This is a genomic window from Acinetobacter genomosp. 15BJ, assembly GCF_000400715.1.
GTDB lineage: Bacteria > Pseudomonadota > Gammaproteobacteria > Pseudomonadales > Moraxellaceae > Acinetobacter.
The window spans coordinates 425,664-440,480 of the sequence record NZ_KE007351.1; the positions used below are offsets into that span (position 1 = coordinate 425,664).

The 14,817-nt window shown below is 40.4% G+C and carries 13 protein-coding genes; 3 read left to right on the forward strand and 10 right to left on the reverse strand.

Annotation, left to right across the window (positions count from 1 at the left end):
* Positions 1–616: 616 nt before the first annotated feature.
* Positions 617–1,891 (forward strand): OprD family outer membrane porin, encoded by a 1,275-nt coding sequence (locus tag F896_RS00195; RefSeq protein WP_016165238.1) that lies wholly within the window; start codon positions 617–619, stop codon positions 1,889–1,891.
* Between the two features lie 97 nt (positions 1,892–1,988).
* Here F896_RS00195 and ppa read toward each other — a convergent pair whose 3' ends face one another.
* Together ppa and F896_RS00185 are read right to left on the reverse strand one after the other, a co-directional pair.
* The gene (gene ppa / locus F896_RS00190; protein WP_016165239.1) at positions 1,989–2,516 is read right to left on the reverse strand and encodes an inorganic diphosphatase; all 528 of its coding nucleotides are present in this window, start codon (positions 2,514–2,516) and stop codon (positions 1,989–1,991) included.
* Positions 2,517–2,632: 116 nt separating this feature from the next.
* Positions 2,633–3,031 (reverse strand): MAPEG family protein, encoded by a 399-nt coding sequence (locus F896_RS00185; RefSeq protein ID WP_004802081.1) that lies wholly within the window; start codon positions 3,029–3,031, stop codon positions 2,633–2,635.
* A gap of 150 nt (positions 3,032–3,181) precedes the next feature.
* Here F896_RS00185 and F896_RS00180 point away from each other — a divergent pair, with 150 nt between their 5' ends.
* Positions 3,182–3,574: a hypothetical protein gene (locus F896_RS00180; protein ID WP_016165240.1), complete on the forward strand. Its 393-nt coding sequence runs from the start codon at positions 3,182–3,184 to the stop codon at positions 3,572–3,574.
* Positions 3,575–3,650: 76 nt separating this feature from the next.
* Here F896_RS00180 and F896_RS00175 read toward each other — a convergent pair whose 3' ends face one another.
* From F896_RS00175 to F896_RS00145, 7 genes are all read right to left on the reverse strand, one after another.
* Entirely contained in the window at positions 3,651–5,330 is a 1,680-nt protein-coding gene (locus tag F896_RS00175; protein WP_016165241.1) for a long-chain-fatty-acid--CoA ligase, read from the reverse strand.
* Positions 5,331–5,486: 156 nt separating this feature from the next.
* Positions 5,487–7,706, reverse strand: a complete 2,220-nt coding sequence (gene parC, locus F896_RS00170; RefSeq protein ID WP_016165242.1) for a DNA topoisomerase IV subunit A — start codon at positions 7,704–7,706, stop codon at positions 5,487–5,489.
* A 152-nt stretch (positions 7,707–7,858) separates the two neighbouring features.
* Positions 7,859–8,389 carry a hypothetical protein gene (locus F896_RS00165; protein WP_016165243.1) on the reverse strand — a complete coding sequence of 177 codons (531 nt, stop codon included), beginning with the start codon at positions 8,387–8,389 and terminating at the stop codon, positions 7,859–7,861.
* A 34-nt stretch (positions 8,390–8,423) separates the two neighbouring features.
* Complete coding sequence (locus F896_RS00160) at positions 8,424–9,032, reverse strand: hypothetical protein (RefSeq protein ID WP_016165244.1); 609 nt, start codon at positions 9,030–9,032, stop codon at positions 8,424–8,426.
* 7 nt (positions 9,033–9,039) lie between these two features.
* Positions 9,040–9,684, reverse strand: coding sequence for a trimeric intracellular cation channel family protein (locus F896_RS00155; protein ID WP_004802075.1), 645 nt, complete (start codon positions 9,682–9,684; stop codon positions 9,040–9,042).
* Positions 9,685–9,736: 52 nt separating this feature from the next.
* Positions 9,737–10,207, reverse strand: coding sequence for a YchJ family protein (locus F896_RS00150; RefSeq protein WP_016165245.1), 471 nt, complete (start codon positions 10,205–10,207; stop codon positions 9,737–9,739).
* An 81-nt stretch (positions 10,208–10,288) separates the two neighbouring features.
* Positions 10,289–11,872, reverse strand: a complete 1,584-nt coding sequence (locus F896_RS00145; RefSeq protein ID WP_016165246.1) for a TerC family protein — start codon at positions 11,870–11,872, stop codon at positions 10,289–10,291.
* Between the two features lie 326 nt (positions 11,873–12,198).
* Between F896_RS00145 and F896_RS00140 the strand changes: the two genes are divergently transcribed.
* Positions 12,199–12,825, forward strand: coding sequence for an LOG family protein (locus F896_RS00140; protein ID WP_016165247.1), 627 nt, complete (start codon positions 12,199–12,201; stop codon positions 12,823–12,825).
* A gap of 55 nt (positions 12,826–12,880) precedes the next feature.
* On the opposite strand, the gene F896_RS00135 is transcribed toward F896_RS00140, so the two are convergent.
* Positions 12,881–14,668, reverse strand: a complete 1,788-nt coding sequence (locus F896_RS00135) for a choice-of-anchor I family protein (RefSeq protein WP_016165248.1) — start codon at positions 14,666–14,668, stop codon at positions 12,881–12,883.
* Positions 14,669–14,817 lie beyond the last annotated feature (149 nt).

Below are 14,817 nucleotides of genomic sequence, written 5' to 3' on the forward strand. Positions count from 1 at the left end.
CGGTCATCTGTGCCTTGGAATTGATCTTTATCAAAAACAGATCTGTTTTTTTGAACTATTTGGAAGCATCATAAAAATAAAGGCTATTTACTGCACAAAAAAGAGGCATATCTGCAAAGGAAAAAATCAACACAGCGTTTAAAAGATAAGCATCGTGTAGAAAAAGCAAGCAGTGTTCCATAAAAGTGCATCGGTAAAAAACTTAAATTCGCCTGAACATCTGTAACTTTTGGATTGATGAGTCACTGTCATTCGTCGGGATGGTATTTTTTGCAAACCGATACGCTTATTTTTTAAACAAAGAAAAAATAACTCATTAAATAAAAAGAAAAAATAATGCAATAAATCACATATTTTTATAAAAATAAATCAAAAAATATACAGCCTATTTTACAACCAAATTAAATTAAATTAAATTAAATTAAATATAAAAATCATTATTTTAAATTTAATTTAACGGTTTTTTAAACAGGAAACAAATCATAAAATTATATAAGTATTTTATTTAATATTAATTAAATTATTTTAATAAAAATCTATCTTTTTTATGCATAACTTATACAATTGGTCAAAATTTCGGTTCTATCCCAAATTTATTTTTTTAATGAGGCGAGCTATGCCAAAGGCAAATAAACTTACTTTAGCGGTTTTGATTAATGCCGCGTTAATTACCTCAACATATGCAAGCGAACAAAGCGAAGCAAAAGGACTTGTTGAAGATGCCAAAGGGGATATTTTATTCCGTACTGGTTATTTAAATCGTGACAAAAAGAATGGTGTCAAAGACACGAGCTCATATGCTCAGACGGCAATGGTGAAACTGGAAACTGGTTTTACTCAAGGTTTAGTTGGCTTTGGTGCGGGTGTTATTGGTGACGGCTCTTTTAAATTAGGCTCAAACAACAATTCTGGTAACGGTATGATTCCGAAACGTCCAGATGGTTCGGCTTATGATCACTGGGCACGTGGTGGCGGTTTTGTTAAAGCCCGTATCTCGAATACGACGGTCACTTACGGTACACAAATTTTAGATCTACCTGTCTTGGCAAGTAATACCACGCGTTTGGTTCCTGAATACTTTGAAGGTGTTTTGGCAACAAGCCGTGAAATTAATGGCTTAGAATTAACGGCAGGTAAATTCACCAAGGATCAGTACTCTGATCAAATCAATCGCGATGGCCGAAAGCTTGATAGTGCTGTAGTTTGGGGTGCGAAATACAAATTTGATGACAACTTAAATGCAGCTTATTTCGGCTTAGACAGCAAAGATAAGTTGGATCGTCATTATATCAATGTGAACTATAAGCAGCCATTAGATAAAAACAGTGGTTTGACTTATGACTTAAGCGCATACCACACCAAGTGGGATGAAAAAGGCAGTACTTATTCAAGTACAACTGATGATTTGTCTAATCGTAAGAACACCATTTGGGCACTTTCTAGCACCTATAACACAGGTCCGCATAGTGTGATGTTGGCTTACCAACAAAACAATGGCAATACTGGTTATGATTATGGTGAGAATGCTGATGGTGCACAAAGTATCTATTTGCCAAACTCTTACTTGTCTGACTTCATTGGTAACAGTGAAAAATCTGCGCAACTTCAATATAACGTAGACTTTGGTGGTTATGGTGTTCCTGGTTTAAGCTGGACGACTGCATATGTTTACGGTTGGGACATTAAAGTTAAGAACTTGACTGACAATGCCAAAGAACGTGAGTTCTTTAACCAAGTGAAATACACTGTTCAATCTGGTTTTGCTAAAGATGCAAGCTTACGCTTACGTCACTCATACTATCGTGCGAGTGATGACTACCAAACAAATGCCTACATTGGTGATACCAACGAATGGCGTATCTGGCTTGATATCCCTGTGAAATTATTCTAATTCACAGTTGATCAAGCAATAAAAAAACTCCATTCAAATGAATGGAGTTTTTTTATGACCAAGCTTTAAAAGCTAAAGCTTGGTCAAGCATTCAAAGTTACTTTTTAGCAGCTTCGATTGCTTTAAGTACTTCAGCTTTCGCAACGTCAGCACCTTCCCAACCACTGATTTTTACCCACTTACCAGGCTCTAAATCTTTGTAGTGAGCAAAGAAATGCTCAACTTGGCTGATCAATAACGGCGGAAGATCTGTATATTCTTGAACATCTTTATACAATGGAGATAATTTATCGTGTGGCACAGCGATTAATTTCGCATCGATACCACCATCATCTTCCATTTTTAATTTGCCCACTGGGCGACAACGAATCACAGAACCAGCAGCAACAGGATGTGGAGTTACAACAAGTACGTCTAATGGGTCACCATCTTCAGACAATGTATTTGGTACATAACCGTAGTTTGCTGGGTAGAACATTGCTGTACCCATAAAACGGTCTACAAATAACGCATCTGAATCTTTATCGATTTCATATTTGATTGGCGCTGCATTTGCAGGAATTTCGATGATGACATAAATGTCATTAGGTGCGTCTTTACCCGCAGGAATATTGCTATAACTCATATCAACACTCGTTTAATATTGTGAAGTCAGATGTAAATCGGACAGATTATAACGTGAATACAATGAAAATGATGCTAGATATGCAAACAGCTGGAGAATTTTCTATCCAGCTGCGCTTAAGTCATTTTGATGGTAATCACGAACAGTAAAATTGGACAAAGCAGAGAGAAAAACCAAATGATTGAACGTAAAGTTGCCAAATTGGCTAGATAACAGATGCCATAAATCACACGGAATACGATATAAGCCCACCCCAGCGTAAGAATAAAGCGTTCTGGCACGACCATATATTCTGCCATCAAAATCGCAGCAATAAACAAAGGTAAACTTTCAAAGCTATTTTGTTGCACAGCATTGGCTCGTGCAGACAAGCCAGTGGTTTTGGCTAAAAACTCACGCGGGTTTTGATTATCTTTTGCTTGAAAACCACCTTTTGATTTTGCAATCAAGGTAAACACATACGGCAACAAACATGCGACTATAATCATCAATATAATGCCGCTAATACCTTGCATGCTGACATCCATCATTTGAAGTTCTTCTGATCATGCTATCATAATCTATAATTTATTGAACTTTCATTTGTGCTTGTTCTACAAGCGTTTCTTTTACACCACGTTTTTGTGTAAAAGTTGTGTTTTTTCATACAGTTTTAAGGTCAAACTATGCAGCAGCAAGATCAAAAAGAAATGTTTGATGTTTTGGCGCAGCAACGACAACATCAACTCTTAGTTGATCGTGTGCTGAAGGTTGTGCTCCCAATCATGGCATTTCTACTCAGTGTGATTTGCGCCAATCTAAATTGGCAGTCAACTTTGGGCACATTTGTAATTCTAACAGTTGCCTTTTATGCCGTTGGCATTTACCGATTGACCCTGTGGCACTGGCTAGCAGTGATTGTGCTGTATGCTATTGCTGATAATTATTTTAGCTTTAATGGTATTGATCCAACGCGTTTACGTTTCCAACTCGCAACGATGGTGGTGTTTGTCTGTATTGTCGGAATCGGACGTCCTTATATCGACCGTTGGTTAATGAAATCAAATAGCAATAAATAAATCCAAATAAAAAAGCGCCGCAATTGCGGCGCCTTTCCAGTACCTCCCTTTTTTAAAGGGAGGTTAGGTGGGATTCTTAAGCGGGTTTACGTAAATCTTTACGTAAGATTTTACCTACGTTAGATTTCGGTAATTCTTCCATAAACTCAACATAACGTGGGCACTTGTAGCCTGTTAGGTTTTGTTTTGCATAAGCAATAATTTCTTCAGTGGTTAAAGATGGATCTTTTTTCACGATGAATAATTTTGGCACTTCACCTGATTTTTCATCTGGAACGCCAATCGCAGCCACTTCCAATACTTTTGGATGTTTGGCAATGACTTCTTCAATTTCACTTGGATAAACGTTAAAACCAGACACCAAGATCATGTCTTTCTTACGGTCAACAATCTTCACATAACCACGTGAATCCATCACACCAATATCACCCGTACGGAAGAAATTGTCAGCAGTCATCACTTTGGCAGTTTCATCTGCACGGTTCCAATAGCCTTTCATTACTTGAGGGCCACGGATCGAGATTTCACCTTGTTCACCCAGTGCAACTTCTTTACCGTCATCATCCAAAATTGCAACTTCTGTTAATGGCAATGGAATACCAATCGTGCCACTGAATTCAGTTGTAGCAGGTGGGTTTGCTGTTGCAACAGGTGAAGTCTCAGATAAACCATAACCTTCGATAATAGTTGTACCAGTGATCTTTTTCCATGCTGCCGCAGTTGAAGGTAATACCGCCATACCACCGCCCATTGCCATCTTCAGATTGCTATGGTCAAGTTGTTTGAACTCTTCATTGTTCACTAAAGCATTAAACAATGTGTTTACTGCTGGGAAGAATGATGGTTGGTATTTACGTAATTCGCCAACCACTGCTGGCAAGTCACGTGGGTTTGGAATCAGGATATTCGCTTGGCCTTTGTACATACCGTAAAGCGCACATACCATGAACGCAAAGATATGATAAAGCGGCAATGCACAAACAATGCGATCACCTTTCGCGCTGTCAGAAGCACCAAACTTGCTTGAGAAAATTGCTTCACACTGAAGTAAGTTTGCCACAAGGTTACGATGCGTCAATTCAGCACCTTTAGAAACACCTGTTGTACCACCCGTGTATTGGAGTACCGCAGTATCACTTAAGGTTAAACTTGGACGCTTATAGTTGCTTGGATTGGCTTTGTTTAATGCAGCATTAAATTTGGTATGCTCAGGGATATTCCACGCTGGAATTTGCTTACGCACTTTACGTAAAACAAAGTTGACCAAAGTACCTTTTAATGTACCCAACATATCACCCACAGAAGCTACCACAACATGCTTCACAGGTGTTTTACCAATAATGCTTTGATAAACGCTGGCAAAGTTTTCAATGATCACCAACACTTCAGCACCAGAGTCATTCAATTGATGCTCGAGTTCACGCGCTGTGTACAGTGGATTCACGTTTACAAGCACTAAACCTGCACGGAATACACCTAAAGCAACCACTGGGTATTGGAAAACGTTCGGCATCATTACCGCAACACGTGATCCTTTAGCTAAACCTAAGCTTTGTAGATAAGCAGCGAATTTACGGCTAGCGACTTCTAATTCATTAAACGTTAAAACTTTATCCATGAAGATAAAGGCATCACGTGAACCAAATTTTTGGAAATTGCGTTCAAAAATATCAACAAGTGAGGTGTTTTCAGCAGGCAGTTCAACTGTTTCTGGAATTCCTGTCTTTTGGTATTCAGCAAACCAAATCTTTTCCATAATGCCATTATCTCCGAGTGGTAATCCTTAAAAATGTAACAACGTTACGTCCATGACAAAACATTTTTTTTAACTTTTTGAATTGCCCTGTCAATCTATTCAAACAATATGAATACATTGTCATATATAACGTATTTGTATCACAGAATACTAGCCTTATCTCTGAATGAAGAGTCTATTTGCTTTTTGATATCCGCGTGGTAAAAGTTGCCCCTTTGTTGCTCTTTTTCCTAGATATTTTTGGAGATCGTCCCCTTTCAGTTTGAGATGCTGTTGTCCTGCAGCGACTTGGATTATTTCATCTAAACTCAGGGTTGTCATGGATAAAATTTGCTCTTTTTCATCAAGTTGTATCAACTTGTTACCTTTACCTTTATTCAGAACAGGAAGTTCTGCTAAATCAATAATCAGTAAGCGTCCTGATGAGCTGAGAATTGCAACGTGGGTTGCTTGCTGAATTGGCAGCAATGGCAAAGCCGTTCCCTTATCTGCAACCGTCAAGAACGCCTTACCGGCTTTGGCATTGGTATCCAATTGCGCAGCTTGGGTTTTAAAACCATAACCTTTAGAACTGACTGCAAGTAACTCACTATTATCGTCATCAATAAAGACTTGGATAAATGAAACCCCACTGGCTGGAGACAGTTTTGAACTGAGCGGTTCTCCTAAACCACGCGCCGACGGTAAGCTGCTAATTGGCAAGGCATAACTACGCCCTGTTTCATCCAAGAAGTACACCCGCTGATTGGTTTTACCTACCGCATGACTTAAGTACTGGTCCCCCGCTCGGAAGTTGAGATTAGCGGCATCTACTTCCGCACCTTTGGCAGCGCGGACCCAACCTGCTTCTGACAACACCACGGTCACCGCTTCGGCTGGCATTAAATCTTGTTCTTTGATCTGTACCGCGTCTGCACGAGCAACGATTGGTGAACGGCGATCATCACCAAATTTTTTCGCGTCTTCTTTTAACTCACCGATAATAAGATTTTTCAATGATTCTGGATTTGCCAATTGCTCACGAATAATGGCGGCTTTAGCTTCCAGTTCTTCTTGCTCACGGCGAATTTCCATTTCTTCAAGTTTGGCTAAATGGCGGAGCTTGAGTTCTAAAATGGCTTCAGCTTGAATTTCATCAATGCCAAAATGCTGCATCAATACAGGTTTTGGCTGGTCTTCTTCACGAATAATCCGAATCACGGTATCAATATCCAAGTAGGCAATTAAAAGACCTGCCAAGATATGTAAACGCTTTTCAATTTTGGTTAAATGATATTGCAAACGACGGGTCACGGTTTGCTTACGAATCTCAATCCACTCTAACAAGATTCGGCGAATCGATTTCACTTGTGGTCGGCCGTCGGCCCCAATCATGTTCAAATTGACACGATAGCTTGACTCTAAATCCGTAGTGGCAAATAAGTGACTCATCACCGTTTCTGCATCAACACGATTGGAACGCAGCACGATCACCAAACGGGTTGGATTGCGATGATCAGATTCATCACGAATATCGGCAACCAGTGGCAACTTCTTGGCAATCATTTGATCGGCAATTTGAGTCACAACCTTTGAACCAGAAACCTGATAGGGCAATTCGCTAATCACGATTTCATTTTTCTCGACCGTATACACCGCTCGAACACGATAACTACCACGACCTGTGGTTTGAATTTTCAGTAATTCTTCAGGCGGAGTAATAATTTCTGCTTTGGTCGGTAAATCTGGTGCAGGAATATATTCTGCTAATTTTTCATCGGTGGTTTCAGGGTTACGAATCAGCGCAATCGTGCCTTTCACCACTTCACGCAAGTTATGTGGCGGGATATCGGTTGCCATCCCAACAGCAATCCCCGTGGTACCATTCAATAAAATATTGGGAATACGTGCAGGTAAGGTGATTGGTTCTTTCATCGAACCATCAAAGTTATCCTGCCATTCACTGGTGCCCTGTCCAAGCTCACTCAGCAATAACTCACTATAAGCCGAAAGTTTAGCTTCGGTATAACGCATTGCCGCGAATGATTTTGGGTCATCAGGTGAACCCCAGTTGCCTTGACCTTCAACCAATGGGTAACGATAGCTAAATGGCTGTGCCATCAACACCATTGCTTCGTAACAGGCTGAGTCACCATGTGGATGGTATTTACCGAGTACGTCACCCACGGTACGTGCCGATTTTTTCGGTTTGCCTGTCGATTTCAAGCCGAGCTCGCTCATCGCATAGACAATACGGCGCTGTACAGGCTTTAAACCATCACTGATATGGGGCAATGCACGATCCATAATCACGTACATGGCATAGTTCAAGTAAGCCTGTTCAGTGAATTCGGCTACGGAACGGTTTTCTGTTGCATGATGTGCAAGGCTGGTCATTTCAGCGAGTCATCCAAAATCATTTATTATCGTCAATGCTTTGTATGCTATGTGGATGAAGGCGTTGTGACAAGCCCTTGTTGTTGTTTAAACGTCAAATGGTGTCTTGTTCGAAGAATTTGTAATTGGATAAGGTTCTAAACAGAAGATTTTTACTTATCTAATCTGAGACTTTCTCTAAGTAATGCCATTTTATTTTTATCAATATTTAAAATTTGCAAAGAAACAAATTCATCATGATCATTAAAGCCCAAACTAAAATGGTACCCTTGAAAAGATTCAATTGTATTCTCTTTAATAGATGAAAATGCCAGTTCAATGTAATCCAGCCCAATCAGCAATTGAAAATCTGTGTCAAATGCATCTTTAAACTGACTGGAAAAATCGTTCATATCTATCACCCAAGACGAAACATCAAAGACAGGGAGCAATGTTTTTTTCAAAGCTACAGATGCCGGTGATTTTATCGTTTGAATAATCATCTGTGGATCATAAGTAATAAGTTTGATCGTTGATAATTCACCTGTTTTTAAAAGCCCTATTTCAATTAAAGATGTAGAACAATTACCAGCTCTCCAATACAAATCTGGAGATTTCTCATTCAAATAAATAGCAAAGGGGATATAACCATCAATCTCAATTGAATGACAAGAAAAGGGACTTATATTAATTCTTTTTAACATCTAAGACTTCATAAACCAGAGTTAATGAGATGTATTATAAATTGCCATAAACTACAATATATTTAGCACGCTTTAACTGGTCACTCCACCAACTAATTAAAGCTTTTAAAAATTTTTCTATCGCTAAATTATTTGCAGGAATTTTTAGCATCTCATTCAAGATAACGGTACATGTATGATGATCTAGGTAGTTGTATCCACATACATCAAAATTGTCTCCCGACAAAGTATTGCCCAATTGGTCTACAGAACAAGCGACTCTAAAAGCATCTAAAATATAATCAAAATCCTGCACTGGAATAAAAATATCATTTGAACTGGTTTTATGACTTTCAGATTCAGCCCAAAGAATAAAACCTATTTCATTCTTGATTTTTTGTTGATTTTCACGTGTTGTAAGGAGCATAACTAGTGACTGGATTTTTTTAATCGCCTTTTCAACATCGAAATTACAACATTGATAGATATCTTGGGCGACCGAGATTTGACATTCAGTTGCTTGAATCACTTTTTCAATATTATCTGTATGGAAATTAATTATTGCGGCAGACACATCATTTTGGTTTTCTTTTAAAAGTTTTATCGCGTGTTTAAGTGGGATAGAGAGTTCTTTTCTTATCTGCTCAATTTTCTCTCTATCCATTTTAGTCTCAATGCTCATCTGTGGAGGAAGCAGACTCGGCATCATCTTCTTTATAGATAAATTTCGGCATTTCCAGACCAAAATAAATCGCGATTAAACGTAAAGTAAAGCCAAAGACCAAAGTAAAAATCACAGTGAGATCGTGTGGCAAACCAACTTCCAAGCACACCCAATAACAAATTACCGCAACAAAGGAAATACTGGCATATAACTCACGACGGAACACCAACGGTACGTCATTACACAGAATATCGCGCAGAATACCACCCGAAACGCCTGTTAACACCCCTGCCACCGCAGATACCACAAAACCATGCCCCATGGATAACGCAATTTGACAACCAATGATGGTAAAACCAATGAGCCCTAGAGCATCCAGCACCAAGAAGATGTTACGCAGATGGCGCATCCACTTGGCAATAATAATAGTGACAAAGGCAGCAATACAGGTCAGCACCAAATATTCAGGATGTTTCACCCACGTGAGCGGATAATGCCCGAGCAGTACATCACGCACTGAGCCGCCACCCAATGCCGTGACACAGGCAATCAGTACCACACCAAACCAGTCCATACTGCGTCGACCTGCGGATAATGCACCTGTCATCGCTTCCGCAGTAATGGCAATAATATAAATTACGGTGAGTAACATCTGCCTACATCCCTAAATCAGGCGTAAAAGTGTGCGCTATTCTAAGACAAACTTAGATGAATTGCGCACAACATTGTTTAAATTTTTTCCCCGAGCCACAAATACAGGGCTGTTTCATGGTGATTTGCAGATCCAGAGTCGGGTCAAGAAAATACCACTGCTGTTGATGCAATACAAAATGTGAAATTTCATGATGAATATGGGCCTGCATGCCATCATGATAATGTGCCTTAAATTCAACCAGTGCATGGGTTTTATCTAGCTTGGGCTGATGTTGCACGACTTCCAGTTTGAGCCATTGGTTCGATTGACTCCAGTCTGCAATCGCTGCCCGATCTAAAGCCAGTTGTTGCCCCAAGGCTGTCGTTTGCAAAATATAGTCAATCTGCTGCAAGGCAAAAGCACTATAACGCGAGCGCATCAATTGCTCTGCAGTTTGAGCGATCTGCTGTTTTAAGTGCAAAGGCTGACAGCACGCAGCATATTGTCCCTGCCCACATGGACAATTTTGTGATGATGTCATTTCCGATTCTCAAATAAAAATAGCCCTGAGAAAAACCTTGTACCACAAGGCCAAACTCAAAGGCTATTTGCTAAAACTTAATTATTTCTCGGTCGTCTTCTCTTTCGCAATAATGCGCACTTTTTCAATCTTGTGCCCATCCATTGTCACCACCTCAAAACGATAACCATCCACCTCAATCATGTCACCATTTTCAGGTAAACGACCAAGATGGAATAAGATATAGCCCGACAAAGTGGAGTATTCTTCGCTTTCATCGACCAAATCCTTGCCCAACAACAAAGAAACGTGACGTATGTCGGTTGAACCTTCTAACAACATCGAACCATCATCTAGACTTTCCGCAGTTGCTTCCAATTCATCTTCATCAGGGAACTCACCCGCAATTGCTTCCAGCATATCAATTGGTGTGGCAATTCCTTCAATCGAACCATATTCGTTCAGGACAATCGCCATTTGCAACGGTGCTTGACGTAACTGTTCCATCACCATCAGTACTTGTGCATTTTCATGCACAATCACGGGTTCGCGTAAGTGTTTACTGAAATCAATCGCACCTGTTTCGATGTATTCATTCAATACTTTATGGGTGAGAACAATCCCTTCGATATTGTCTAACTCACCACGCGCAATGATCAAACGTGAATGGGTCATTGCCATTAAACGTTCTTTTAACTCAGTAGGATCGTCATCCAAGTCTAACCATTCCAACTCTGGACGTGGTGTCATCACCGACTTAACTGGACGCTCAGATAAACCCAATACCCCTTGAACCAAGACACTATGATATACCCCATTGTCTTCATCAAAGACTTCTTTGGCATAGGCCTGTGTCGCTAACACATCTTCAGCTTCTTTGTTTTGACCTTCGTTACCATTGCTCTTATTACCAAGCATACGCAGTACGGCTGAAGCAGTACGGTAACGTAAATCAGTGGTAGTGACCAATTTCTCTTGGTTACGACGCATGGTTTGGTTGACCATTTCCACCAACACCGAGAAACCAATCGCAGCGTATAAATAACCTTTTGGAATATGGAAACCGAAGCCTTCGACCACCAATGAGAAACCAATCATCATCAGGAAACCAAGACACAGGATCACCACGGTTGGATGCTTATTCACAAAGTCCATCAGCGGGCGTGAAGCCAATAGCATGATACCAATCGCAATCGTTACCGCGATCATCATCACCGAAAGCTCTTTCACCATCCCCACTGCGGTGATCACACTGTCGAGCGAGAATACCGCATCAAGGACCACGATCTGCACCACAACCATCCAGAACACGGCATGGACTGGATTTTCTTCTTTATGTGCTTGTGTACCCTCAATTCGTTCATGCAACTCCATGGTGCCTTTAAATAACAAGAACACACCACCAAACAGCAAAATCAAATCACGTCCAGAGAAAGGATGATCAAAAATATGGAACAACGGTGTGGTTAATGTCACCACCCATGCGATCGAGGCAAGCAAGATCAGGCGCATTAACAAGGCGAGAATCAAACCAATTTTACGAGCAGCATTACGTTGTTCTGGTGGTAATTTCTCTGCCAAAATTGCAATAAAAACAAGGTTATCAATACCTAATACAATTTCAAGCACCACCAATGTGGCTAAGCCAACCCAAGCAGCAGGATCTGACATCCATTCCAGAATCATTGAGGTGACTCCTCTGCAAAATCAGCGATATTGTTATGAAGTTGAGATTTTAAAAGATCGGCACAAACAGCCAAAACATTTTTTTTAGGAAATAAGAACAATGCGGAGCGACAACAACCACTACTCATAGAGGTACATAGATTAATAAAAGGATTTTTAGTATAGGCAAGATTTCAGTGAAATTCATCTTTTTTTATGTTGAGGATGTTTTCAAATTCTTTCGAAGCACGACAAAAGTAGATTGTATGTAAAATGTGCATAAAACTGTCACAAACCTGATTTAGCCTAGACAAGCACAACGAAAATGATAAGGTGAAAATAAACGAATGAATAGTGTATTAAGAATGACAGAGACAAGAACCATTACTCCTCCTCCCATAAAAACCACTCAATCTCTTATTGCGTTATATTGCGGTTCGCGTACAGGCAACAAGCCGATTTACCGAGACAAAGCCATTGAGCTTGCCCAACATATTGCCAATCAAGGCTTTGGTATTGTCTACGGCGGTGCCAGCATTGGTCTGATGGGGCAAGTTGCGGATACTGTACTGGAACATAGTGGCGAAGTAGTCGGTGTGATTCCAGAATTTATGTTGGATTATGAAATTGCCCACCATAAATTGACCGAACTACATATCGTCAACAGCATGCATGAACGTAAGGCACTGATGGCTGAACGTGCCAGTGCCTTTATTGCCCTGCCTGGTGGTCTAGGAACTTTTGAAGAGATTCTGGAAATTGCCACTTGGGGGCAGCTCAATCAACATCAGAAACCGATGATCATCTATAACGTCAATCGTTTTTATGATGCCCTGATTGCACAGCTTGATCATGCGGTAGAAGAAGGCTTTTTACCACCACAGCATCGTGCCAAAGTGATTGTTTGTGAAACACTGGAACAGATTTCAAGTGTGATTAAAAACTTAAACACACCCAGCCATATCGAAGTCTAAAACATACCCATAAAAAAAAGCGGATCATTTGGATCCGCTTTTTTTTATTGAAAACTTATTGTACATTCACTTGATATACCGCAGTTGAACCACTAACTTCATTCCCCACCACCAATAAAGGCTTGCCATTCGGTGAGTCTTTTGCAGCAATAAAGATCAAACCTTCAGGCCCTAGATCTCCCTGTTTTGCTGCATCGGTTTCAACAAAATTACGCGTGGTAAAATATTCAATAAACTTCGGTTTATTTGGTGTGGTGATGTCATAGACCATCACTCCACTCATCCGCTCTAACCCAATAAAAGCAAAAGTTTTCTTGCCAATCGTGCCGATAGCAACACCCTCAGGCTCAGGACCTTTATTATCACTACGGTCATCAAAGGCTACTGATTCGTGGTCACTATTAAAATAGTTCGGGAACAATTCAGCGGTTTTCTTTTCAAACTCGCTGCCTGAATCCCAAACTAACTGACCTTGAGTATTCCAGATACTGAATGAACGCGCGCCATAAGCATAGAGCTTGTCATAAGTGAGCAAACCATTGGCATCCAGTTTTGCTGAACCATCTGCATTGGTTTGATAACCCATATTCCACGCAATATTGAGACGACCCAATGCTGCATCATCACGGCATGCACCCACAGTTGTCGTAGTTGCTCCACAATACGCAAAGGTCACTGGATTGAGTTTCGCCCCTTTCACCCCAGCAGCCAGTTGTTGTAAATGTGCTGGATAATCGCCATCCTTATTAAAGCCTTTGCTGTTAAACAGATGCTTCATCCGAATATTTTCAACAAAACCTTTACTAACATCGCCCGCATAATAGGCTTTGGAATCCTTCAACCATTCACGGCTATCGCCTTCATTGGCAGTAACCAGATAGGTTTGACCATTGGCTTGATAATTGGCAATCGAATCAGGTTGATACATCCCAACCAAGCCTGCCCAAGTCTTGATATCAATCTTTTTGTCTTTATCACTGACATCCAGCTCATTGCCAATTTGCCCATGATCTTTATAGCCCAATGGATAAATATCAGTGACTTTCTGCTGTGCAATATCAATCCGAGCAATCGCATTATTTTCCTGCAATGTCACCCACGCAGTTTTGCTGTCTGCAGAAATAGTTATATATTCAGGCTCTAGATCCTGAGCCACACTCGCATTTGGTCCAAAAATACGTACACCTTTGGCGATTAAATCCGCCTTTTGTGAATTCCACGCCTTAAAGTCTGCTGCACTGGCTTTGGGTTGTTGAATATTGCTGATATCGATAATGCTGACTGAACCTTCAGGATCAACCGAGTAGTCATCGTTTGGCTCACCTTCATTGGCCACCAAAACAGTTTTACCGTCTGGACTAAAAGTCAACATATCCGGCAAAGAACCCACAGCAACTTTACTGATAAAACTTAAGTCCTTGGCATTAAAGAACACCACTATCCCTGTATCGGTTTTCTTCTCAGCTTGAACCGCAATTGCAACAATGCCATTTTTAACCGCAACGCTGTTCACTTCCGAATTGGCTAAATAGGTACGGGCAGAAAGTTCTGCAAGATGGACGGGTTTTTCAGGCTTAGAAGCATCTAGAACATCGACTAAACCCTTCTGGGCATTAACCACAAATAGACGTTTGCTTGCAGCATCATACGCCGGAATTTCAGCAGCACTTTTGGCGAAAACATTGGTTTCATAACGCCCTAATAAACTTAACTTAATCGTTTCAGGGGTTGCTTCAACCACTTCTGCTGGGGTGTTTGCGTTGTCATTGTCGTTGTCATCATTACACGCCACTAACCCCACCGACAGTAACGCGGTCAGTAATACTGAAATCTTAAATTTCATGATCAAATTCCATACAATTTATTCTGTATGGCTAATCTAGTATTTGGTGATGCAAATTCGATGACACTTTAATGTCAGTTTCATGACCACTCTTTGACAATTTTAGGCTTTATTTCACACACAGTTGCATTAAACTAAAACTGCCTTTT

Bases quoted from the DNA above. Each gene is read 5' to 3' on its own strand.
- F896_RS00195 (WP_016165238.1), top strand. From the start codon at position 617: ATGCCAAAGGCAAATAAACTTACTTTAGCGGTTTTGATTAATGCCGCG.
- ppa (WP_016165239.1), bottom strand. From the start codon at position 2,516: ATGAGTTATAGCAATATTCCTGCGGGTAAAGACGCACCTAATGACATT.
- F896_RS00185 (WP_004802081.1), bottom strand. From the start codon at position 3,031: ATGCAAGGTATTAGCGGCATTATATTGATGATTATAGTCGCATGTTTG.
- F896_RS00180 (WP_016165240.1), top strand. From the start codon at position 3,182: ATGCAGCAGCAAGATCAAAAAGAAATGTTTGATGTTTTGGCGCAGCAA.
- F896_RS00175 (WP_016165241.1), bottom strand. From the start codon at position 5,330: ATGGAAAAGATTTGGTTTGCTGAATACCAAAAGACAGGAATTCCAGAA.
- parC (WP_016165242.1), bottom strand. From the start codon at position 7,706: ATGACCAGCCTTGCACATCATGCAACAGAAAACCGTTCCGTAGCCGAA.
- F896_RS00165 (WP_016165243.1), bottom strand. From the start codon at position 8,389: ATGTTAAAAAGAATTAATATAAGTCCCTTTTCTTGTCATTCAATTGAG.
- F896_RS00160 (WP_016165244.1), bottom strand. From the start codon at position 9,032: ATGGATAGAGAGAAAATTGAGCAGATAAGAAAAGAACTCTCTATCCCA.
- F896_RS00155 (WP_004802075.1), bottom strand. From the start codon at position 9,684: ATGTTACTCACCGTAATTTATATTATTGCCATTACTGCGGAAGCGATG.
- F896_RS00150 (WP_016165245.1), bottom strand. From the start codon at position 10,207: ATGACATCATCACAAAATTGTCCATGTGGGCAGGGACAATATGCTGCG.
- F896_RS00145 (WP_016165246.1), bottom strand. From the start codon at position 11,872: ATGATTCTGGAATGGATGTCAGATCCTGCTGCTTGGGTTGGCTTAGCC.
- F896_RS00140 (WP_016165247.1), top strand. From the start codon at position 12,199: ATGAATAGTGTATTAAGAATGACAGAGACAAGAACCATTACTCCTCCT.
- F896_RS00135 (WP_016165248.1), bottom strand. From the start codon at position 14,668: ATGAAATTTAAGATTTCAGTATTACTGACCGCGTTACTGTCGGTGGGG.